Annotated in this window: 22 protein-coding genes; 11 read left to right on the top strand and 11 right to left on the bottom strand. The window is 67.8% G+C overall.

What is annotated here, in order from left to right; translation table 11 throughout:
• Window positions 1-81 precede the first annotated feature (81 nt).
• The 4 genes from ABZ552_RS33015 to ABZ552_RS33000 form a co-directional block, all read right to left on the bottom strand.
• Window positions 82-375 (bottom strand): putative quinol monooxygenase, encoded by a 294-nt coding sequence (locus ABZ552_RS33015; RefSeq protein ID WP_281875699.1) that lies wholly within the window; start codon window positions 373-375, stop codon window positions 82-84.
• A gap of 22 nt (window positions 376-397) precedes the next feature.
• Window positions 398-1408: an aldo/keto reductase gene (locus ABZ552_RS33010; RefSeq protein WP_281916508.1), complete on the bottom strand. Its 1011-nt coding sequence runs from the start codon at window positions 1406-1408 to the stop codon at window positions 398-400.
• Window positions 1405-1836, bottom strand: a complete 432-nt coding sequence (locus ABZ552_RS33005; protein WP_281875696.1) for a MerR family transcriptional regulator — start codon at window positions 1834-1836, stop codon at window positions 1405-1407. Before ABZ552_RS33005 ends, ABZ552_RS33010 begins: the two co-directional genes overlap by 4 nt.
• 97 nt (window positions 1837-1933) lie before the next feature.
• The gene (locus tag ABZ552_RS33000; protein ID WP_281875694.1) at window positions 1934-2305 is read right to left on the bottom strand and encodes a glyoxalase superfamily protein; all 372 of its coding nucleotides are present in this window, start codon (window positions 2303-2305) and stop codon (window positions 1934-1936) included.
• A gap of 58 nt (window positions 2306-2363) precedes the next feature.
• Between ABZ552_RS33000 and ABZ552_RS32995 the strand changes: the two genes are divergently transcribed.
• Window positions 2364-2567: a hypothetical protein gene (locus ABZ552_RS32995; RefSeq protein ID WP_159849860.1), complete on the top strand. Its 204-nt coding sequence runs from the start codon at window positions 2364-2366 to the stop codon at window positions 2565-2567.
• A gap of 23 nt (window positions 2568-2590) precedes the next feature.
• Here the strand turns inward: ABZ552_RS32995 and ABZ552_RS32990 are convergent, their stop codons facing one another.
• Window positions 2591-3082: a histidine phosphatase family protein gene (locus ABZ552_RS32990; RefSeq protein WP_357441790.1), complete on the bottom strand. Its 492-nt coding sequence runs from the start codon at window positions 3080-3082 to the stop codon at window positions 2591-2593.
• 181 nt (window positions 3083-3263) lie between these two features.
• Here ABZ552_RS32990 and ABZ552_RS32985 point away from each other — a divergent pair, with 181 nt between their 5' ends.
• On the top strand, window positions 3264-4934 hold the full coding sequence (locus ABZ552_RS32985) for an FAD-dependent oxidoreductase (RefSeq protein WP_357441788.1): 1671 nt from the start codon (window positions 3264-3266) through the stop codon (window positions 4932-4934).
• A 353-nt stretch (window positions 4935-5287) separates the two neighbouring features.
• Here the strand turns inward: ABZ552_RS32985 and ABZ552_RS32980 are convergent, their stop codons facing one another.
• The 3 genes from ABZ552_RS32980 to ABZ552_RS32970 all read right to left on the bottom strand — a co-directional run bounded on the left by ABZ552_RS32980 (window position 5288) and on the right by ABZ552_RS32970 (window position 7721).
• On the bottom strand, window positions 5288-6082 hold the full coding sequence (locus tag ABZ552_RS32980; RefSeq protein WP_281875689.1) for an acyl-ACP thioesterase domain-containing protein: 795 nt from the start codon (window positions 6080-6082) through the stop codon (window positions 5288-5290).
• A gap of 188 nt (window positions 6083-6270) precedes the next feature.
• Entirely contained in the window at window positions 6271-7395 is a 1125-nt protein-coding gene (locus tag ABZ552_RS32975) for a transglycosylase SLT domain-containing protein (RefSeq protein WP_357441786.1), read from the bottom strand.
• Entirely contained in the window at window positions 7392-7721 is a 330-nt protein-coding gene (locus tag ABZ552_RS32970) for a type VII secretion target (protein ID WP_281875687.1), read from the bottom strand. The genes ABZ552_RS32975 and ABZ552_RS32970 overlap by 4 nt, the downstream gene beginning before the upstream one ends.
• A 145-nt stretch (window positions 7722-7866) precedes the next feature.
• Between ABZ552_RS32970 and ABZ552_RS32965 the strand changes: the two genes are divergently transcribed.
• On the top strand, window positions 7867-8841 hold the full coding sequence (locus ABZ552_RS32965) for an NADPH:quinone oxidoreductase family protein (protein WP_281916512.1): 975 nt from the start codon (window positions 7867-7869) through the stop codon (window positions 8839-8841).
• A 19-nt stretch (window positions 8842-8860) separates the two neighbouring features.
• Window positions 8861-9973, top strand: coding sequence for a winged helix DNA-binding domain-containing protein (locus ABZ552_RS32960; RefSeq protein ID WP_357441784.1), 1113 nt, complete (start codon window positions 8861-8863; stop codon window positions 9971-9973).
• A 10-nt stretch (window positions 9974-9983) separates the two neighbouring features.
• On the opposite strand, the gene ABZ552_RS32955 is transcribed toward ABZ552_RS32960, so the two are convergent.
• On the bottom strand, window positions 9984-10508 hold the full coding sequence (locus ABZ552_RS32955) for an Lrp/AsnC family transcriptional regulator (RefSeq protein WP_281875682.1): 525 nt from the start codon (window positions 10506-10508) through the stop codon (window positions 9984-9986).
• A gap of 160 nt (window positions 10509-10668) precedes the next feature.
• Between ABZ552_RS32955 and hppD the strand changes: the two genes are divergently transcribed.
• The 7 genes from hppD to tuf all read left to right on the top strand — a co-directional run bounded on the left by hppD (window position 10669) and on the right by tuf (window position 17740).
• Window positions 10669-11871 carry a 4-hydroxyphenylpyruvate dioxygenase gene (hppD, locus tag ABZ552_RS32950; RefSeq protein WP_357441782.1) on the top strand — a complete coding sequence of 401 codons (1203 nt, stop codon included), beginning with the start codon at window positions 10669-10671 and terminating at the stop codon, window positions 11869-11871.
• 59 nt (window positions 11872-11930) lie between these two features.
• Complete coding sequence (locus ABZ552_RS32945) at window positions 11931-12452, top strand: DUF3558 domain-containing protein (protein WP_281875678.1); 522 nt, start codon at window positions 11931-11933, stop codon at window positions 12450-12452.
• A gap of 10 nt (window positions 12453-12462) precedes the next feature.
• Complete coding sequence (locus tag ABZ552_RS32940) at window positions 12463-13020, top strand: DUF3558 domain-containing protein (RefSeq protein ID WP_281875676.1); 558 nt, start codon at window positions 12463-12465, stop codon at window positions 13018-13020.
• 342 nt (window positions 13021-13362) lie between these two features.
• Entirely contained in the window at window positions 13363-13737 is a 375-nt protein-coding gene (gene rpsL, locus ABZ552_RS32935; RefSeq protein ID WP_039801925.1) for a 30S ribosomal protein S12, read from the top strand.
• Between the two features lies 1 nt (window position 13738).
• Window positions 13739-14209, top strand: a complete 471-nt coding sequence (gene rpsG, locus ABZ552_RS32930) for a 30S ribosomal protein S7 (protein WP_014353063.1) — start codon at window positions 13739-13741, stop codon at window positions 14207-14209.
• 137 nt (window positions 14210-14346) lie between these two features.
• Window positions 14347-16449, top strand: a complete 2103-nt coding sequence (fusA, locus tag ABZ552_RS32925; RefSeq protein ID WP_159849877.1) for an elongation factor G — start codon at window positions 14347-14349, stop codon at window positions 16447-16449.
• 100 nt (window positions 16450-16549) lie between these two features.
• Window positions 16550-17740: an elongation factor Tu gene (tuf, locus tag ABZ552_RS32920; protein ID WP_063024777.1), complete on the top strand. Its 1191-nt coding sequence runs from the start codon at window positions 16550-16552 to the stop codon at window positions 17738-17740.
• Window positions 17741-17845: 105 nt separating this feature from the next.
• Here the strand turns inward: tuf and ABZ552_RS32915 are convergent, their stop codons facing one another.
• Both ABZ552_RS32915 and ABZ552_RS32910 read right to left on the bottom strand, forming a co-directional pair.
• Window positions 17846-18508 carry a hypothetical protein gene (locus ABZ552_RS32915; protein ID WP_357441779.1) on the bottom strand — a complete coding sequence of 221 codons (663 nt, stop codon included), beginning with the start codon at window positions 18506-18508 and terminating at the stop codon, window positions 17846-17848.
• 93 nt (window positions 18509-18601) lie between these two features.
• Window positions 18602-20329, bottom strand: coding sequence for a WXG100 family type VII secretion target (locus tag ABZ552_RS32910; RefSeq protein WP_357441777.1), 1728 nt, complete (start codon window positions 20327-20329; stop codon window positions 18602-18604).
• Window positions 20330-20533: the final 204 nt, after the last annotated feature.

Below are 20533 nucleotides of genomic sequence, written 5' to 3'. Positions count from 1 at the left end.
GCCGGTCGCGGAGGATCGGCGCGGCCGGGAGCGTCGCCCCGGTGATCCGGCCTGGCGCGCGCCGCCGGATCACCGGATGGCTCAGGCTATTTCGGTGAACCGTCGCAACTGGAACGGTTCGACCAGGACTTCCTGCAACGCGGTGGCGAGAGCCTTCAGGTGCGGTGTCCGGAAATGTGCGGCCAAGGCGTCCTCGTCGGCCCACTCCTCCAGCAACACCATCCGGCTCGGGTCGGTGGGATGCAGGTAGAGCTCGTACCGCAGGCACCCGCCTTCCGCCAGGGTCGGTTCGATCATGCCTTGCAGCAGATCCTTCAATTCCGCCTCGCGACCCGGCTTGGCGAGGAAGCGCACGTTGAGCGTCAACGTCGACATGGTCGTCTCCTGATCTCGAAGGTCACTCCCGGCCCGCGGACGTGAACGACATATCCGCGTACCGCGTTCCGGAAACCTGGTCCGCGATCGGCTCCAGCGTCGCCAGCTCGTCGAGGGTCAGTGCGATCGTCGCGGCGGCGACGTTCTCGGTGAGCCTGGTCCGGCTGCGCGTGCCGGGGATCGGGACCACCGCGAGGTCGTGCACACCGGCTTGGGCGTGCACCCAGGCCAGCGCCACCTGTGCCAGGGTGATGCCGCGTGCTTCGGCGATGGCCCGCAGCGGGGCGAGCAGCTCGGCGTTGCGGGCCGCGTTCTCGCCGGTGAAGCGCGGCATCGAGGAGCGGAAATCGTTCGTGTCCGCGGTGCCGGTGAACGATCCGGTCAGGAAGCCGCGACCCAGCGGCGAGTACGGCACGAACGTCACATCCAGTTCCGCCGCCGCGGGCACCACGGTGCGTTCGACGTCCCGGGAGAACAGCGACCATTCCGACTGCACGGCCGCGATCGGGTGCACCGCGTGCGCCGCCCGCAGTTCGGCTCCGGTGACCTCGGACAGGCCGAGCGCGCGGACCTTGCCCTCCCGCACCAATTCCGCCATCGCGCCGACCGTGTCCTCGATCGGCACGGCGGGATCCTTGCGGTGCATGTAGTACAGATCGATGGTGTCGATCCCGAGCCTGCGCAAGCTGCCTTCCACCGAGTTGCGGATGTAGGCGGGGGAGTTGTCGAAGCCCCGGTAGGCAGGGTCGTCGGCCTTGCGGACGATGCCGAACTTGGTGGCGATCACCAGCCGGTCGCGCTCGGCGCGGACGAAATCGCTGAGGAATTCCTCGTTGTGACCGGAGCCGTAGACGTCGGCGGTGTCGAACAGCGTGACACCCAGCTCCAGCGCCCGGTCCAAAGTGGCCCGGGATTCGGTGAGGTCGCTGGGGCCGTAGAACTCGCTCATGCCCATGCAGCCCAGGCCCTGGGTCCCCACCTGGATGTCGCCGCCGCCCAGCGCGGTGGTGGGCAGCGTGCCGACCGTTGTCATACCTTGATCCCTTCGGTGTCCTGCGTGGTGCCCACGGCCTGCTCGATCGCTCGGCTCTTGCCCTCGTAGAGGGCGATCTTGCGATCGAGCACGGCCAGGGTCTGACGAAGTTCATCGATCTTGGCGAGCACTTCCGCGCGGGTGTCCCGGAACATCGCCAGCCGTTGCGGGAGCGTGGCGTCCCCGGCCCGCACCAGCTCGGCGTAGCGCACCATGTCCGCCACCGACATGCCGGTCGTGCGCAGCCGCCCGATCAGCGCCAGCCATTCCAGATCCCGGTCGCTGAATCGCCGCTTGCCGGTGTGGTCGCGCCCGATGTAGTCCATCAGCCCGATCCGCTCGTACCAGCGCAGCGTGTCCCGGCTCAGCCCCGACCGCTCGGACACCTCGCCGATCGAATACCGGGGCTGTTCCCTGTCGTCGCTCACGCTCCCGTGAGAGGCGGTTTCACTCACTGCACTCGCCCTTCCCGTTGAACATCGATGACGCTAGTCACCTGGAGTACGCTCCAAGCAAGGCTCGGATTCAGCTGGTGTAGTCGGGTAGCTGCTGGACGGCCCATTTGTTGCCATCCGGATCGGCGAAGAAGGTGAACAGCCCCCAGCCGAGATCCTGGACCGGCGTGGCGTCCACGCCTGCCGCGGTCAACTGCTGATAGGCGTCCTCGGCGCTGGCCACCACCATCTGCATACCCCGGACACTGCCGGGCGCCGCGTCGGTGACGCCTTCGCCCAGACAGATGGAGCAGCCGGAGCCGGGCGGGGTCAGTTGCACGAAGCGCAGGTTCTCGTCGACCCGGTGGTCGTGGTCGGCGTTGAAACCGATCTTGGTGTAGAAGTCCTTGGCGCGGTCGACGTCGGTCACCGGAATGGCGACGAGCTCGATTTTCCAATCCATCCGGCGAGCATTCCATCGCGCACCGACAAAGTCCCGGATTCCGGCCTACGCTGGGAACATGCCTGGAAAGGACATCGACCGGATCAGGGCCCGTTCGGCCTGGGCGACGGTCAAGGAAAGCCCGGTGATCACCGCTGTCGCGATCGCGCCGTTCGCGCTCGCGCTCGGGGTGGTGTGGTGGTTGTTCGGTGGACTCGCCGCGTTCGCGCTGCTACTCGTGCTCGGCGGGGTCGTCGTGGTCGGCGGCAGGTTACTGCGCTGACCGCGCGTACCCATCGCGTGCGGTCAGCGCGGTATGTGGAAATGCACCAGCTCACCGGTCCCCGGATCGACGTCCGCCCAGTCGCGATCGAAACGCAACACCGCGAGCGCTGAAGTCGGGAACTTCCGGCTGAGTTCGACCGCGGGGGCGGCATCACGATTGCTCGCCAATTCCCAAGCGGTCCACGGCATCCCCGGCGCGTGCCCGACCATCAGCAGGGTCGTCACGTCGTCGTCGCTGAGGCGGACCAGCTCGATGAGCGTCTCCGGCGCGGCCTCGTAGATCCCCGGTTCGAAGACGACCGGCGCGGTGACCCCGGTGGCCGTGAGCGTCTGCCTGGTCCGCGTGGCGGTGGAACAGCGCACCGCGTCGATCGGCGGCTGGGTCGCGCGCAACCAGTCGCCCGCGAGCCCGGCCTCGCGCCTGCCCCGCGGCGCGAGCGGCCGCTCGTGATCGCCGACGCCCTCCGGATAGGCCGATTTGCCGTGCCGCATGAGGATCAGGGTCCGCGCCATGGAGATACGGTAAGCCCTCCGGGCGAGAGGTCCCGACCACACTCGAGGCAAACTGAAAGCGGCATCACATCACGAGCTCCAGCGGGCGACCCTCGCGGCGGACGTGACGGACGCCGCTCATCTGTCCACCACAACCCCTGGGTGGCCACGGCCCACGTACTTCTTCGAGGATCAGCACAATATGGCCTACGTAATCACGCAGCGTTGTTGCAACGACGCCAGCTGCGTCTCCGAGTGCCCGGTCGACTGCATCCGTCCCACTCCGGATCAGCCGGAGTTCGCGACGACCGAGATGCTCTACATCGACCCCGACACCTGTATCGACTGCGGCGCCTGTGTCGACGCGTGCCCGGTGGAGGCCATCTTCTCCGAGGACGACCTGACCGCTTCGCTGGCGCGATTCCGCGATATCAACGCCGCCTACTTCCAACGGCACCCGCTGGAATCGAACTTCGATCCGATCGTCACCCCCTCGCGTCCGCCGAAGGAGCTGGGCACCCTGCGCGTCGCGATCGTCGGCGCCGGTCCCGCGGCCTGCTACGCGGCCGACGAACTGCTGCGCAGGGCCGACGTGGAAATCGAGATGTTCGACCGGCTGCCCACCCCGTGGGGCCTGGTGCGGGCGGGCGTCGCGCCCGACCATCCGGGCACCAAGACCGTCTCGGGCATGTTCGAGTCCGCGTTCCGCCGCGAGACCCTGCAGTACTACCTAAACGTCGAGGTGGGTACGCACATCTCGCACGAGGAACTGCTGCGTCACCACCACGCCGTGATCTACGCGGTCGGCGCCTCGAGCGACCGCAGAATGGGCGTCCCGGGCGAGGACCTGCCGGGCAGCCACTCCGCCACCGAATTCGTGGCCTGGTACAACGGCCATCCCGATTTCGCCGACCGCACGTTCGACTTGTCCGGCGAGCGGGCCGTGATCGTCGGCAACGGCAACGTCGCGTTGGACGTGGCGCGCGTGCTGACCGTCGATCCCGACGAACTCGCCAAGACCGACATCGCCGATCACGCGCTGGAGGCGCTGCGGCGGAGCAATATTCGCGAAGTCGTCGTGCTCGGCAGGCGCGGCCCGCTGCAGGCGGCCTACACCTCGCCGGAATTCCTCGCGCTGGCGCATCTGAAGGGCGTCGACGTCATCGTGGACGAGACCGACCTGGCACTCGATCACGCCAGCCAGGCGATCGTGGACGACCCGCAGGTCGAGCCGTCGCTGGCGTTGAAATACACGCTGGCCAAGGAATACGCCGGCGGACGCCGGGTGGAGGGCAACAAGCGGATCGTGTTCCGCTACCTGACCTCGCCGACCGCGCTCACCGGCAGCGAGCGGGTCGAGGCCGTCGAGATCGTGCACAACGAACTGTTCGAGGAAGACGGTCAGCTGGTCGCGCGGCCGACCGATCGCACCGAGAGCATCGACGCTTCGCTGGTGCTGCGGTCGATCGGCTACCGCGGCGAGCGGATCGGGGAGCTGCCGTTCGACGAGCGGCGCGGCGTCGTGCCGAACGAGCACGGCCGGGTCATCGGCGACGACGGGACGATGCTGAGCGGCGTCTACGTCAGCGGATGGATCAAGCGGGGACCACGCGGCGTCATCGGATCGAACCGGATCGACTCCGAGGAGACGGTCGAGTTGCTGCTCGCCGACTTCACCGCGGGCAAGCTCGCTGCCCCGCAAGCCGACCGCGCCGCGCTGAAGGCCCTGCTCGCCGAGCGCCAGGCCGACTTGGTGGACCGGGCGGGCTGGCGAGCGATCGACCAAGCGGAGAAATCCGCGGGCAAGTCCGCGGGCCGCCCACGTGTCAAGTTCACCACCCGCGAGGACCTGCTCAAAGCCGCCCGAGGCTGACGCCCACCGAGCCGGTCGGATCACCCGGATCCGACCGGCCTCCAGCCACAGCTGTGCCCGCCGCCCGTTCGGACGATTTCGCGGAAGTCCGGCTGACGGACACAACCCGGCCGCCTGATTCCCAAGCATCCGGCGGCGAATCCCCGACCGCTGCCCGGACCGTTCGCTCCGTAGCTGGCCGCGTGGCCCTGAGAGAACCTGGCGGCAGGTCCGCGATCGCCCCCGGAATGTTTTCAGCGGAACTGGCCGACTGATCTCGCGAGCACATGGGTAACTCACCGGGAACGCCCAAAACCCGAGTCGCAACCAACGCAGGACCTGAACGTAACTCTAGCGCTCCTGACTTGTACGGCCTAGAAACCCGGAGAGGCGGGGGAGCCCGGTAAGGGCATGATGCGGACGACGGTCGTCGTGGTTCCGCCGACCACGAACCACAGCCGCAGCACCGGCTGCCCGGTGCGATCCCCCGGCTCGTACCGGCTGCGCACGCTCACGTGCTGGCGCGCCAGGACCGGGGCCACGTATTCGATCACCGCGCGGTGCGGGCCCGCGAGCAGTTTGGGATATTCGACCAGGAACTGTTCCACCGCTTGCCAGTAACAGGCGTTGTTGACGTGGTTGTACTGGTCGATATCGGTGGCGCGCACCGGGAACGGTAAGTCGGTGTCCGACTCCGGCGGGGTGGCGTCGGTCAGATACGGCCGCCACCGCAGGCGATGCTCGGTGGAGGTGCGCGCGAGGTAGGCGAGGCCCTCGTCGCTGATCCGCGCGGGCATGCCGGTGGACTCGCTGATGTTGATCCAGAAACCCTCGGTCTCGATCAGTCCGCCGTTTCCGCTGGTGATCCGTACCCGCATGTTGGTCCACCGGGTGGACATCGCCGAGCACCACCGCAGCAGCCGCACCTCGTCCGGCCACAGGATCGGCCGGATGACGTCGATGACCGTGCGCCGGACGATCCAGTTCGGATCGGTCCGGTGGAAGAACGTGCTATGGAGGTTTTCCCAGGCGATATCTTGCAGGTAGCGGGCGATGGCGTCGAACCGCAACCGGTCATAGGGATCCACATCACCAGCCCGGACGGGCCACGCCGAAGCAAAGCCCATGCCCTCCTGGGGAAGCGGGGCGAGTGGCTGATCGAGTGACACTTGTGCTCCTCGCGCTGCACGGTGTGCCGCGTTTCTTCATGCGGTGCTGTTGTGACGACTTTACGGGGCGTACGTCACACCCTCGCGTCGAGCCGTCCGTACCTCCTTAATAGTCCGTCTGCCGGGACCTGGGCCAGCAGAAACGGGGTCTTGCGCGCGCGACCTGGCCGGGAGTAGCTCCGATCGGCTCAGTAGCCCTGGTAGGCGCCGCCCGAGTTCACCGCGGCGACCCCGGGAACGCTGCCGAGCGACCCGTAGCGGTCGATGGAGTACCGCACTCCGGCGATGATGTTGTCGACCGGGTTCCAGATGTCGTCGTGACCGGGCGCTTTGTAGGCGTTGAAGGTGCTGTCGATGGTCTGCATCAGGCCCTTCGAGGGGTGCCCCGCGACCCAGTTGCTGTCCCAGCGGTTCTCCGCGTAGGGGTTGCCCGCGGATTCGTGCTCGATGATCAGCGCGATGGCCCGCTCGTCGATCTGCGCGGGGTCGTAGCCCATCGCGATGAGCTTCTGCTTCGCCTCGGCGATCCATCGGGCGACGTCACCGCTCGGCAGCGGGCCGGTCGGCGCGGACGAACTCGGACCACCCTGATACGTCGTGCCGGACGAGGTGCCGTGCGAGTTGTTGTGCCCGGACATCAGCTGGCTGGAGCGGTCCGGCGAAGCCGCGGCGACCGGGGCGCCCGGCGCGGCGGCCGGTGCGGTGGCGGCGGGTGCGGTGGGCGCCGCGGGCACGTTCGCACCGGGCTCACCGAGCCCGGCGAACGCCGCCTCCAATTTCCCGACCGCGCCCTCGAGCTGGGTCGTGGCTTGGCCGGCCACGTCCTCCGCGCTCTTCAGGGCGTTGGTCAGCTCCCAGGTGCGCGAGGCGGCCTGCAGCGCCTCCTGGAAGACGAGCCCCTCGACGTCGGCCTTGTCCGCGTGCCCGCGGAGATAGTCGATCCGGGTCTTGGCGTCCACGGTGCCGTTGGGAGCGACATCGAACGGCGGCGTCTGGTTCAGCGCGTCGTCGCGCAGGCTCAGCACCTTGGCTTTCGCGTCGGTCAGGTTCTGCACCAGCGCGGTGAGCGCGGTCTGCAGCTCGAGCAGGGCGGCGCTCACCGCGGAGGCGCGCGTCTTCTCGGTCTGCATCCTGGCGTTCGCGGCGTCGCCCGCGGAGCCGGACCACTGCTTGGCGTCGGACAGGGCTTTCGTGTCGTCGGCGCCTTTCGCGACCGCGGTGTCCAGCCCCTGCGACATCCGTCCGGCGAGCGCGCCCGCCGCCGAAAGCTGCTCCGGCTGCCAGTTCTCGACGTCTGGGATGGTGAGGGTCATGGCAGCTGGAGCCCTATCGCGCGGAGCTTGGCCGCGAAGTCGTCCTCGGCCAGCTCGTACTTGCCCGCCGCGTTGTGCAGGTTGTCGGCGATCGTGGTGAGCCGCGACCCGACCCGTTCCAGGCAGCGATGCACGGCATCGTTCGCACGCTCGGCCACCGGGCCGAACTCGGTGCCGGGCAGCGCCCCGGCGAGGGCGCCGAAACCCTCGCCGCCGAGCTCGGCGACCGACGTGGCCTCGGTGCGCAGCGTCTGCGCGAACGAGCGCAGCGCCGCCGGATCGACCTGCATCGTCGTCGCAGGTAGCGGCTGGTTTTGCTCGACCATGAATCCCCCTTCCCTCCCGACCGCGAGGTCGCGGCCAGCATAGCAAAATCGGGCGTCCGGACGGGCGTCCTCGGGCGGCGCCCGTTATGTTGTCGGTGTGGCGCCGGCGCGGATCATGCCGGTGCGAGGACAGAGAGGTCGGCACATGCGCGCAGCCCAGGTCAGCAAGCTGGAAGGACCGGAAGCGGTTCAGATCGTGGACATTCCGGAGCCCGCGGCGTTCCCGGGCGGCGTCGTGATCGACGTGCACGCGGCCGGCGTGGCCTTTCCGGACGTGCTGATGACGCGCGGCCTGTACCAGATGAAGCCCGAATTGCCGTTCGTCGTGGGCGGCGAGGTCGCGGGCATCGTCCGGGAGGCCCCCGAGGACGCGCACGTGCGGCCGGGTGACCGGGTCGTCGCGCTCACCATGCTCGGCAACGCGATGGCCGAGACGGCCGTCACGCCCGCGCAGATGGTGTTCCGGCTGCCCGACAACGTCTCGCTGGAGGCGGGCGCAGGCATCCTGTTCAACGACCTGACCGTGCACTTCTGCCTGCGCACCCGGGGCAGGCTGGCCGCGGGCGAGACGGTGCTGGTGCACGGCGCCGCGGGCGGCATCGGCACCTCGACGTTGCGGCTGGCGGCCGCGCTGGGGGCGGGCCGGGTGATCGCCGTGGTGAGCACCGAGGCGAAGGCGGAGGTCGCGCGCGCCAACGGCGCCACCGACGTGGTGCTGACCGACGGCTGGCTGGCGGCGGTGAAGGAGCTGACCGGCGGTCGCGGCGTCGACATCGTGCTCGACCCGGTCGGCGGCGACCGCTTCACCGACAGCATCCGTTCGCTCGCCTCGGCGGGCCGGTTGCTGGTCGTCGGCTTCACCGCCGGGGAGATCCCGACCGTCAAGGTCAACCGGCTGCTGCTGAAGAACGTCGAGGTGACCGGCGCGGCGTGGGGTGAATGGGTGATGTCGCACCCGGGCTATCTGCAGGAGCAGTGGGCCGAGGTGGAGCCGCTGCTTGCCTCCGGCAAGATCGCGCCGCCGGAGCCGGTGCTGTATCCGCTGGACAAGGCCGCGGAGGCGGTCGCCTCGCTGGACAACCGGACGGCCACCGGCAAGGTCGTGGTCACGCTGCGCTGACGTATCCCACGCCCCCGTCATGAAACTGTCCAACCGGGTACTGAACCGGACTCTGCTGGCTCGTCAGCATCTGCTCGCCCGCTCGCGGTGGACGGTGCACGAGATGTGCGACCATCTGGTCGGGTTGCAGGCGCAGGATTCGCCGCCGCCGTTCGTCGGATTGTGGAGCCGCGTCGCGGCCTTCGACCCGGCGACGGTGTCGGACGCGCTGGAGGACCGCTCCCTGGTCCGGATCACGTTGATGCGCGGCACCATTCATCTGGTCACGCCCCCCGACGCGTTGCGGATCGCGCCGCACGTGCAGCCGGAACTGGAGAAAGTGCCCTTCCGCAAGGGCTTCAACTACGGCGCCATGGTGGGCCTCGACCCGGAAGAGGTGCGCGGGCAGGGCGAAGCGGTGCTCGGCGACGAGCCGATGTCCGCAGCGGACCTGCGCGCCCGCGCCGCCGAGCGTTATCCCGACCGCGATCCGGGTGCGGTGGTGCAAACCTGGCTGTATCAGCTGCCGGTCTTGCAGACTCCGCCGCGCGGGAAATGGAAGGACAACAGCAGGCCGATCTGGTCGCGGGTCGAGCCCTGGCTGGGCGCGCCGCTGGACCCCACATATCCGTTGGCGGAGTTGATCTTCCGCTACCTGCGGGCCTTCGGCCCGGCGAGCACCATGGACATGCAGACTTGGTCGAAGCTGCCCGGCATGAAGCAGGCCGTCGCGGAACTCGGCGATCGGGTGCGTACCTACACCGACGAACGCGGTCGCACGCTCTACGACGTCGCCGACGGTGAACTGGCCGATCCGGACATCCCCGCCCCGGTGCGGCTGCTGGGGTGGTACGACAACGCCCTGCTGTCGCACCGGGACCGCACCCGGATCGTGCCCGACGGCGCTGTCCCTCCGCTGCGCGCCTTCGCGGCCCAGGTATCCCCGGTGCTGGTCGACGGCTTTCTCGCGGGTCTGTACAAGGTGTTCGCGAACTCCGGGACCGCCCGGCTCCGCATCAGCCCGACCCGGACGTGGACGAAGGCGGAGCGCGCGGAGGTCGAGTCGGAGGCACACGCGCTGCTCGCCTTTCTGGAGGCGGGCAAGCAGGGAAGTGTGGAGATTCTCGACGCGGGGGCCGACCTGCGGCCGTGAGCCGGATCGGCTATCGGTCGCGGGCGGGGCGATAGGCGGGCGCCTTGGTGGTCCCGGTCGGGCTCAGCGTGCGCAGTAGCGGCAGCGCCCGGCGGGCGACCACGGTGGACAGCACGATGACGCTGTGCGAGCGCACCACCGAGGAGGTCCGGTCGATGCTCAGCAGCACGGCCTGCAACCCGGCGTGCGAGTCGGCCCCGATCCGGCACAGCACGTCGCCGGTGCCGGTCGTGGCATAGGCCTCGAGCACGCCGGGAATGGCGTCGAGTTCGGCCGCCACCGCGTCCAGCGCACCCTGGGCGATCTCCAGCGTGACGAACGCCTGCACGTCGAACCCCGCGGCGGTGACATCGATCTGCGGGTCGTAGGAGGCGATCACGCCGGACTCCTCCATGCGCGCGATCCGCGACTGCACCGTGGCCCTGGCGACCCTGGTCCGGCGGGACAGTTCGAGGATGCCCGCCTTCTGGTACTCGTGCATCGCGGTGAGGATGGCGAGATCGAGCTCGTCGAGCTTCGCCGATGTGCGCGCCATGACGGCCTCCGTTCGAGCACCGGGCGGGCTTGTTGCCCGTCCCGCTGATGCTATTCAAATTGTCCAGCATTACCCCCCGGTTGCTAGCCGAAATCGCCACACTGTCTACCGCGAGTTGGCGCTGTTGCCTACTCGGCGGACCCGGCGATTTCCTTGGACCATGACCATCGAGCACCTGCCGGAGACCCGATCCGGCGCCGTTCCCAGCGACGGCGAGCTGCGCACGCTGGTGGGGTTGGTCGACCACGACGCCAGCGGTGACCCGTTTCCGGTCATCGGGTGGGACGCCCTGGTCTGGGTGGTGGGCAACGCCACGCAGACCGCGCATTTCCTGGAATCCGCTTTCGGAATGCGGTTGGAGGCGTACTCCGGTCCGGAGACCGGCAACCGTGATCACAAAGCGTTCGTCCTGCGCAGCGGCGCGGCGCGCTTCGTGATCACCGGAGCGGTGCATCCGGACAGTCCGCTGGTCGCGCACCACGACCGGCACGGCGACGGCGTGGTCGACATCGCACTGGAAGTGCCCGATGTCGACCGCTGCGTGGCGTGGGCGCGCGCACATGGCGCGACCATCCTGGTCGAACCGCACGACGAGACCGACGACTTCGGCACCGTCCGCTCCGCCGCGCTGGCCGCCTACGGCGAGACCAGGCACACCCTGATCGATCGTTCCGGCTACTACGGGCCCTACCTGCCGGGCTATGTCGCCCGCCGCTCCGGCTACCAGCGGCGCGACGGGGCGCCCACCCGGTTGTTCCAGGCGATCGACCACGTGGTGGGCAACGTGGAACTCGGGCAGATGGACGAGTGGGTCGAGTTCTACCGGCGGGTCATGGGTTTCACGAACATGGCCGAGTTCGTGGGCGACGACATCGCCACCGAGTACTCGGCCCTGATGAGCAAGGTGGTGGCCAACGGCAACCACCGGGTGAAATTCCCGCTCAACGAGCCGGCCGTCGGCAAGAAACGCTCGCAGATCGATGAGTACCTGGAGTTCTATCGCGGTCCCGGCGTCCAGCACATCGCGCTCGCCACCGGTGACATCCTCGCCTGCGTGCACGCCTTGCGCCGGGAGGGCGTCGAATTCCTGGAAACACCCGCCGCCTACTACGAGGACCCGGAACTGCGCGCCCGCATCGGCCGGGTCCGCGTTCCCGTCGACGAACTCCAGCGCCGCGGCATCCTGGTCGACCGGGACGAAGACGGCTACCTCTTGCAGATCTTCACCAAGCCGCTCACCGACCGCCCCACGGTCTTCTTCGAACTCATCGAGCGCCACGGGTCCCTCGGATTCGGGAAGGGGAACTTCAAAGCGCTGTTCCAGGCGATCGAACGAGAACAGGAGGCCCGGGGGAATTTGTGAGGCCGGGGCGGGCGATCTCGTCGAGCCACTCCGGCCGGCGCGTCGGTAGAGTTCTTGCCATGCGGATCAAGTCGGCAGTCGGCATCGCGACAGCCCTGGTGCTCGCATTGGCGGGTTGCGGTTCGGGGGAGGAGACCGAGGACTCGGGTCCGTCGCGCCCGGCGCCGAAAGTGGTGGCGCTCGGCCCGTTCGTCGGGGAGTGTGGTCACGTGACCGACGACGAGGTGCGCAATCTCGGTGGCCTCGGCCAGATCTCCGGGGTGTTCCGGAACGCGGTCGGCTGCAACTGGCAGTCGGCCGGAATCGGTTCCGCCAGTATCACCTTCGCGTCCTACCGGGGCAGTCCCATCGAACGGGAACGGGCGTGGGTGACCGTCAACGGCCGCGCGCCCGATCCGATCAAGGTTTCCGGGCGGGACGGATTCGCCGCCTTGGACCCGGGTGGGACGATCTGCGATCTCGCGGTGCAGCTCGGCGACGATTTCTTCGAGTGGTCGACCAACACCGGCCCGTTCGCCTCGGGCAACCCCTGCGACCGCAGCCGCGCGCTCGCCGAGCTGACTCTGCAACGGATCCAGTGAGGTGTGGCGCGTGAACGTCGGCCGAGACATGCGCAGGCGCGGCGCGTCCGCGGCCGTCGCCGTGGCCCTCGCGTTGTCCGTGGGCGGGTGCGGCCAGGAGATCTCCGGGAACCCGCAGCCGGTGGGCGGCAGCCAGCCGGTCAACACCAGGCTGGACAAGTTGCTGCGCGAATGCCAGATCCTCTCCGAGGATCAGATCGGCAAGGCCATCGGCGAGAGCGTCACGGTCAGCGAGTCGTTCTTCGGGGCGGTCTGCATGTGGGACCTGCTCGGCGCGCCCGGCGGCAACGGCATGGCCACGCTGAACTGGTACGAGAACGGAACACTCAGCAACGAGAAGCAGACGAACAACAAGCTCGGCTACGAGACCACCAATATCACCATCCAGAGCTCGCTCGCGCTGCAGATCCGCAGGCCGAAGGATCCGGACTCCTGCGGTGTGACGGCCAGTGCGCCGGACAACGGCGTGATCGGCTGGTGGATCAATTATCGGCCCGGCTCGGTGCACCCCGATCCGTGCGACGCGGCGAAGAAGCTGATGGAAATGACCTTGAACCTGGCCAGGTAGACGATCATCGGACCGACCCGCTTTGACCCTGTGTCCCGGCCACGGGTATCGTGGATCGCTGTGCCCGGAAGCATGCGGGCAAGTTCGTGCGTGACCGTAGGCCAGCGAGAGCGGCCGACGACTCCAGCGTGCCCGGAATCAGGGCTCCGCGCCGCGCGCGACACGCCCGACCTCGGGACGCGAGAAACGTGGCCGGACGTGCGAGTGAAAGCTCGATGACAGCGGTGTGAACGACGGGCCCGGCAGTGGAGGCTTGCCGCCACGAAGGGCCCCGGGAGCGCCGCGAACTTAAAACAGACATGAAGTCCACACACCGCGTTAACTAATAAGGAAAGCCGGTCTATGCCAACCATCAACCAGCTGGTCCGCAAGGGTCGCCGCGACAAGGTCGCCAAGACGAAGACCGCGGCCCTGAAGGGGAGCCCGCAGCGTCGTGGCGTGTGCACCCGCGTGTACACCACGACCCCGAAGAAGCCGAACTCCGCGCTGCGCAAGGTCGCGCGTGTTCGCCTGACCAGCTCGGTCGAGGTCACGGCCTACATCCCGGGCGAGGGGCACAACCTGCAGGAGCACTCCATGGTGCTCGTGCGCGGCGGTCGTGTGAAGGACCTCCCCGGTGTCCGCTACAAGATCATCCGCGGCTCGCTGGACACCCAGGGTGTGAAGAACCGCAAGCAGGCCCGCAGCCGTTACGGCGCCAAGAAGGAGAAGAGCTGATATGCCACGCAAGGGCCCCGCACCCAAGCGTCCGCTGATCAACGACCCGGTCTACGGTTCGCCGCTGGTTACTCAGCTGGTCAACAAGATCCTGCTGGACGGCAAGAAGTCCACCGCCGAGCGCATCGTCTACGGTGCGCTGGAGCAGGCCCGGGAGAAGACCGGCACCGACCCGGTCGTCACCCTCAAGCGCGCGCTGGACAACGTCAAGCCGTCGCTGGAGGTGAAGCCCCGCCGCGTCGGTGGCGCCACCTACCAGGTCCCGGTCGAGGTCCGTCCGGGCCGCGCCAACACCCTGGCCCTGCGCTGGCTGGTCAACTTCTCGCGGGCGCGCCGGGAGAAGACCATGGTCGAGCGCCTGGCCAACGAACTGCTCGACGCCAGCAACGGCCTCGGCGCCTCGGTCAAGCGCCGCGAGGACACCCACAAGATGGCCGAGTCCAACCGGGCCTTCGCGCACTACCGCTGGTGACGTCTGCCCGGCCCGTCGTCTGGGTCGGGAGGCACAGCCGGAACGCGGCACTCACCGGCCGCGTCCGGCGTTGACATAGAGGCGACCACAGGGTCGTCCCCGATAATCCCAACTAGCTACGAGCGGGGAAGATTTCCGTGGCACAGGACGTGCTCACCGACCTGAACAAGGTCCGCAACATCGGCATCATGGCCCACATCGATGCGGGCAAGACGACCACAACTGAACGCATCCTCTTCTACACCGGCATCACGTACAAGATCGGTGAGGTCCACGACGGCGCTGCCACGATGGACTGGATGGAGCAGGAGCAGGAGCGTGGTATCACCATCACCTCCGCGGCTACCACGTGCTTCTGGAAAGACAACCAGATCAACATCATCGACACCCCCGGGCACGTCGACTTCACCGTGGAGGTGGAACGGTCGCTGCGCGTGCTCGACGGCGCCGTCGCGGTGTTCGACGGCAAGGAAGGCGTCGAGCCGCAGTCCGAGCAGGTGTGGCGTCAGGCCGACAAGTACGACGTGCCGCGGATCTGCTTCGTCAACAAGATGGACAAGCTCGGTGCGGACTTCTACTTCACCGTGCAGACCATCAAGGACCGCCTCGGCGCCAAGCCGCTGGTCATCCAGCTGCCGATCGGCGCGGAGGACACCTTCGAGGGCATCGTCGACCTGGTCGAGAACAACGCCAAGGTCTGGCGCGGTGAGACCAAGCTCGGTGAGCAGTACGAGGTCGTCGAGATCCCGGACGACCTGAAGGAGAGGGCCGAGCAGTACCGCCAGGAGCTGCTCGAGACCGTCGCCGAGTCGGACGAGGCGCTGCTGGAGAAGTTCTTCGGCGGCGAAGAGCTGACCATCGACGAGATCAAGGGCGCCATCCGCAAGCTGACGGTGACCTCCGAGCTCTACCCGGTGCTGTGTGGCTCGGCGTTCAAGAACAAGGGCGTGCAGCCCATGCTCGACGCGGTCATCGACTACCTGCCCTCGCCGCTGGACGTGGAGGCCACCACCGGCCACGTGCCCGGCAAGGAAGAGGAACTGCTCACCCGTAAGCCGAGCGCCGACGAGCCGTTCGCGGCCCTGGCGTTCAAGATCGCGGTGCACCCGTTCTTCGGCAAGCTGACCTACGTCCGCGTGTACTCCGGCAAGGTCGACTCCGGCGCCCAGGTCATCAACTCGACCAAGGGCAAGAAGGAGCGTCTGGGCAAGCTGTTCCAGATGCACTCCAACAAGGAGAACCCGGTGGGCGCGGCTTCGGCCGGCCACATCTACGCGGTCATCGGCCTCAAGGACACCACCACCGGTGACACCCTGTGCGATCCGCAGAACCAGATCGTGCTCGAGTCCATGACCTTCCCGGATCCGGTCATCGAGGTCTCCATCGAGCCGAAGACCAAGTCCGACCAGGAGAAGCTGGGCACCGCGATCCAGCGCCTCTCCGAAGAGGACCCGACCTTCTCGGTCAAGCTCGACCAGGAGACCGGCCAGACCGTCATCGGCGGTATGGGCGAGCTGCACCTCGACATCCTGGTCGACCGCATGAAGCGCGAGTTCAAGGTCGAGGCGAACGTCGGTAAGCCGCAGGTGGCCTACCGCGAGACGATCACCAAGAAGGTCGAGAAGCTCGAGTTCACGCACAAGAAGCAGACCGGTGGTTCCGGCCAGTTCGCGAAGGTGATCATCGCGCTGGAGCCGTTCGTCGGCGAGGACGGCGCGCACTACGAATTCGAGAACAAGGTCACCGGTGGCCGCGTGCCGAAGGAGTACATCCCTTCGGTGGACGCGGGCGCGCAGGACGCCATGCAGTACGGTGTGCTCGCCGGCTACCCGCTGGTGAACCTGAAGGTCACGCTGCTCGACGGCGCCTACCACGACGTCGACTCGTCGGAAATGGCGTTCAAGATCGCGGGCGCGCAAGCGCTCAAGGAAGCGGCTCGCAAGGCCGGTCCGGTGATCCTCGAGCCGATGATGGCGGTCGAGGTCACCACGCCCGAGGACTACATGGGCGATGTGATCGGCGACCTGAACTCCCGCCGTGGTCAGATCCAGGCCATGGAGGAACGCAGTGGTGCCCGTGTCGTCAAGGCGCTGGTTCCGCTCTCGGAGATGTTCGGTTACATCGGTGACCTGCGGTCGAAGACCCAGGGCCGGGCGAACTACTCCATGGTGTTCGACTCGTACGCGGAGGTTCCGGCCAACGTGTCGAAGGAGATCATCGCCAAGGCGACCGGCGAGTAAATGGCTCCCGGCCGTTTGTAAGACCCTATCCCCGTGTCCGCGGGGATGATCCCCGCACTGCTGCAACTGCACGCACCAACAAGTCCAGGAGGACCAAGAAGTGGCGAAGGCGAAGTTCGAGCGGACGAAGCCGCACGTCAACATCGGCACCATCGGTCACGTCGACCACGGCAAGACCACGCTGACCGCAGCGATCACCAAGGTGCTGGCTGACAAGTACCCGGATCTGAACGAGAGCTTCGCGTTCGATCAGATCGACAAGGCGCCGGAGGAGAAGGCTCGTGGTATCACGATCAACATCTCCCACGTCGAGTACCAGACCGAGAAGCGCCACTACGCGCACGTCGACGCGCCGGGTCACGCCGACTACATCAAGAACATGATCACCGGTGCGGCGCAGATGGACGGTGCCATCCTCGTGGTCGCCGCCACCGACGGCCCGATGCCGCAGACCCGTGAGCACGTGCTGCTCGCCCGTCAGGTCGGCGTGCCCTACATCCTGGTCGCGCTGAACAAGGCCGACATGGTCGACGACGAGGAAATCCTCGAGCTCGTCGAGATGGAGGTCCGCGAGCTGCTGGCCTCGCAGGAGTTCGACGAGGACGCGCCGGTCGTCCGGGTCTCCGGTCTGAAGGCGCTCGAGGGCGACCCGAAGTGGTCGGAGTCGGTGCTGGAGCTGATGGCCGCGGTCGACGAGTCCATCCCGGACCCGGTTCGTGAGACCGACAAGCCGTTCCTGATGCCGGTCGAGGACGTGTTCACCATCACCGGTCGTGGCACCGTCGTCACCGGTCGCGTCGAGCGTGGCGTGATCAACGTGAACGAGGAAGTCGAGATCGTCGGCATCCGCCCGGAGAAGACCAAGACCACGGTCACCGGTATCGAGATGTTCCGCAAGCTGCTCGACCAGGGCCAGGCGGGCGACAACGTCGGTCTGCTGGTTCGCGGTATCAAGCGCGAGGACGTGGAGCGCGGCCAGGTCGTCGTGAAGCCGGGCACCACCACCCCGCACACCGAGTTCGAGGGCCAGGCGTACATCCTGTCGAAGGACGAGGGCGGCCGCCACACCCCGTTCTTCAACAACTACCGTCCGCAGTTCTACTTCCGTACGACTGACGTGACGGGCGTTGTGACCCTGCCCGAGGGCACCGAGATGGTCATGCCCGGTGACAACACCGAGATGTCCGTCAAGCTGATCCAGCCGGTCGCCATGGACGAGGGTCTGCGCTTCGCGATCCGCGAGGGTGGCCGCACCGTCGGCGCCGGTCGCGTCACGAAGATCATCAAGTGATTCGCTGAATCGCTGGTAACGGCGCCGCTCCGAAAGGGGCGGCGCCGTTCGCGTTTTCGGGGGCGAACGTGCGAGTGCAACGCCACGCCATCGGCCCTCTTGCGGTCAGCAGGCGTAAGCGCGGCCGACGGCCGGTTCGCGCTCGGCCTCCGGAACCTCGCGCAGGCAGCCGAGCGGAACGACGTCCGCGCTGCTCAACTGCACACCCGTGCGCTGGGCGGGATGCACACAGGTGAGACCGGTCGTCGCGAGGCGGCAGAGGTATTCGCCGAAGGCGACGGTGCTGTCGTACGGCAACGTCGGGCCCTCGCCGTTGATGAAAAGCCCTGGGTCACCCCGGAATTGGCCCACCGTCAAGCGCTGCCCGGAGTAGGTCACGTAGCCGCCGAACCACTGGCCGTAGCCCTCACCCGGCGCCGGCGCCGGTTCCTGCAACTCGACCATGCAGTCGAACCCGTCGAAACCGAACTCGACGCCGGTGATGCAGCTGATCTTGTGCGTCGGGCTGACGAACGCGATGTCGGCCGCCAGATCTGTCGCCGGGCCCCCGGCGAGCTGCACTTGGTGGAATCGAGCGAGATCGACCGGCGAACCTTGCCGAACCCACTCGATCCGATCTCGCAGATCGCCATTCTTATCCGGCGTCCCCGTCTGCGACGGCCCGGTTCCCGCCTGCGACGAGCCCGCCACCGGCTGCGGCTTCCCCGCCGTGATCTGTGCACATCCAGCCAGCAGGAACACCAGACCCACCGCAACCAGCCACCGCATACCGCTCACAGTATCCTTGCGCCGCACTATCATTCACTTCACGACTGGACATCGTGTATCCGTGCTCCGCGCAACCGCGCGGAGACGCAGCGGTTACGTAGGCGTGCGGGAGTTCGCGGTGGTGACCAGGAGGCGGTGCAGCACCTGCGCGGGCGGCGTGGCGTGCGCGGCGTTCAGGATCACGTCGGTGAACGCCTCGGCCAGAGCGGCAGCGGGATGGAACCGTCCGCGGTCGAAGCTGTGGCCACCCAGCTGTGCTCGCCATTCCTGAAAGCCCGACACCGTGCGATTCAGCGATCCCTTGTCCTCGGGGCTCAGCTGCGGCAGGTAAGCCGAGAGCAGCGCCCGCTGTGCGCCGGTGCGAGCGTGGAAGCCGCCTGCTCCGTCGAGCGCCCTGCCGAGTTCCCGCACGATCGCCGAATATACGGGCCGTCGTGCGCATCCCGGTGCGACCAGGCCCGCGTTGTCGGCCGCGATCACGGCTTGCTCCAACTGCTTCGGGTCGGTCGCGACGGGTAGCGCCAGCATGATACGTGCGGTGGACACCATCTGGTGGGCCGCGCCCGGCGAGCGTTTTCCGGACGCCTCGGAATCGCGCTCGGCATCGGTGAAATCGCGCGATTCGCGAGGCGCCGCGGCCGAATCCCAGTGCAGTCGAGCCGTTTCGCCATCCGCCAGTTCCTCGATTCCGATCGCGCGCAGGGCGATCTGCGGGTATCGCGGCAGCACGTCGTCCACTGCGGCGACGATCTCGGTCAGTACCTCTACCGCTACGCCCGGAGTGTCGAAGCCGAAGGCTCGCACGCCGTGGCGCTCGGCCAGTTCTCTGGCGAGACGGGCCGCGACCGACTCGGCGGAAGCGTTCACCTTCCGGTCCGGTTTCTCGTCTTTCTGGTCCGGTCGTGCGGTCGGTCGGCCGGGCATGCGCGGCGGAGAACCGGGTGTGCCCGCGTCGGGGGCGGATACTCTCGGCGGTCGGCCTGCGGCGGCGTTGGACCACGGCGTGCTCGGTCCCGCCGCACCGGCCTGCTTCGCGGCGGCTTGCGTGGCGGCGGCTCGCGAGGCAGCGGCCGGCGTCGTTTCGGCGTTGGCCTTCGTCCACGGTGACGACGGTCGATTGCCCGGCGCGGGACGGGTGAGCGCGGCATCCGCCTGGCGAGTCGGGTCCACGCTGGGGCCGGGCAAGCCCGGCTGCTCCGCGCCTTGATGGTCGGCGCCGTTCGGATTCCCCTCGGCCTGGCCCGGCCGCTGACCGGAGGCGGGCCCGTTGTCGGGTGTGCCCTGGGTTCGATCAGGCGGCGCCGATGAGAGCGGTGACCGATCGGCCGGTGCGGCAGCGGCGGAAGCCGGTTGTCTCGGTGCTGCCGCGGTGACGGCCGCAGTGGGCACGGGAGATCCCGCGAAAGGCTGTGCGGCGGTCGGTACGTCCGCAGCGTCGGGGCCTAGCCGATGGGCGGGACCGGCGTCGACCCGCACTGGAATCGGTGCCGGGTCGTTCTGAAATTTGGTGGCGGCATTGTCGATACGTTGCCCGACGGCCTGGTCCTGGATCTCGAAGTTCTCCGCGAGGTGGCGCAGATCCGTGCCGGCCTGCTGCAGTACCTCGACGAGGCTGTCCAAGTCGGTCATCGTCCGTTGGTATTCCGGAACGTAGGATTCGGCGAACGCGCGGCCTGCGTCGTCTTTGCCCCACGGTTCGCCCGCCCCGGCCAGAGCAGCGCGCAGCTTCTGCACGGTGGCCGCCACATCCGCCCCGATCAGGTCGAACCGCGGTGCGTGGTCGCGCAGCTTGTCCGGGTCGACCGAAAACTTCTCGCCCACACCTACTCCCTACACACTGCTATCCATTGTCGCGGCAGCCACGGTTGCATTTCTCGCCGACGGGGAGATTCGCCGCCCACGAAGCGTTGGCTCCAGGCCGCCTTTCCGACGCCCCGAAAAGCATTGGCTGGCGGAATGCCGGATTCGGGGATGTGGGTACGAATCCCCGCCCCATCCAGTAGTTGCATTCTCAACAGTTCATCG

This window comes from Nocardia sp. NPDC019219, assembly GCF_040632645.1.
GTDB classification, from domain to species: domain Bacteria; phylum Actinomycetota; class Actinomycetes; order Mycobacteriales; family Mycobacteriaceae; genus Nocardia; species Nocardia sputorum.
Note: the sequence above shows the minus strand (reverse complement) of the source record. Positions and strands in the feature narration are given on the sequence as shown.

What these genes read in the sequence shown, in the direction of transcription:
- ABZ552_RS32990 (WP_357441790.1), bottom strand. Translation starts at nt 3,082, where the DNA reads ATGGCGCGGACCCTGATCCTCATGCGGCACGGCAAATCGGCCTATCCG.
- ABZ552_RS32995 (WP_159849860.1), top strand. Translation starts at nt 2,364, where the DNA reads ATGCCTGGAAAGGACATCGACCGGATCAGGGCCCGTTCGGCCTGGGCG.
- ABZ552_RS33000 (WP_281875694.1), bottom strand. Translation starts at nt 2,305, where the DNA reads ATGGATTGGAAAATCGAGCTCGTCGCCATTCCGGTGACCGACGTCGAC.
- rpsG (WP_014353063.1), top strand. Translation starts at nt 13,739, where the DNA reads ATGCCACGCAAGGGCCCCGCACCCAAGCGTCCGCTGATCAACGACCCG.
- ABZ552_RS32970 (WP_281875687.1), bottom strand. Translation starts at nt 7,721, where the DNA reads ATGGTCGAGCAAAACCAGCCGCTACCTGCGACGACGATGCAGGTCGAT.
- ABZ552_RS32975 (WP_357441786.1), bottom strand. Translation starts at nt 7,395, where the DNA reads ATGACCCTCACCATCCCAGACGTCGAGAACTGGCAGCCGGAGCAGCTT.
- hppD (WP_357441782.1), top strand. Translation starts at nt 10,669, where the DNA reads ATGACCATCGAGCACCTGCCGGAGACCCGATCCGGCGCCGTTCCCAGC.
- ABZ552_RS32960 (WP_357441784.1), top strand. Translation starts at nt 8,861, where the DNA reads ATGAAACTGTCCAACCGGGTACTGAACCGGACTCTGCTGGCTCGTCAG.
- rpsL (WP_039801925.1), top strand. Translation starts at nt 13,363, where the DNA reads ATGCCAACCATCAACCAGCTGGTCCGCAAGGGTCGCCGCGACAAGGTC.
- ABZ552_RS32985 (WP_357441788.1), top strand. Translation starts at nt 3,264, where the DNA reads ATGGCCTACGTAATCACGCAGCGTTGTTGCAACGACGCCAGCTGCGTC.
- ABZ552_RS32955 (WP_281875682.1), bottom strand. Translation starts at nt 10,508, where the DNA reads ATGGCGCGCACATCGGCGAAGCTCGACGAGCTCGATCTCGCCATCCTC.
- ABZ552_RS33015 (WP_281875699.1), bottom strand. Translation starts at nt 375, where the DNA reads ATGTCGACGTTGACGCTCAACGTGCGCTTCCTCGCCAAGCCGGGTCGC.
- ABZ552_RS32915 (WP_357441779.1), bottom strand. Translation starts at nt 18,508, where the DNA reads ATGCGGTGGCTGGTTGCGGTGGGTCTGGTGTTCCTGCTGGCTGGATGT.
- ABZ552_RS32965 (WP_281916512.1), top strand. Translation starts at nt 7,867, where the DNA reads ATGCGCGCAGCCCAGGTCAGCAAGCTGGAAGGACCGGAAGCGGTTCAG.
- ABZ552_RS32945 (WP_281875678.1), top strand. Translation starts at nt 11,931, where the DNA reads ATGCGGATCAAGTCGGCAGTCGGCATCGCGACAGCCCTGGTGCTCGCA.
- ABZ552_RS33010 (WP_281916508.1), bottom strand. Translation starts at nt 1,408, where the DNA reads ATGACAACGGTCGGCACGCTGCCCACCACCGCGCTGGGCGGCGGCGAC.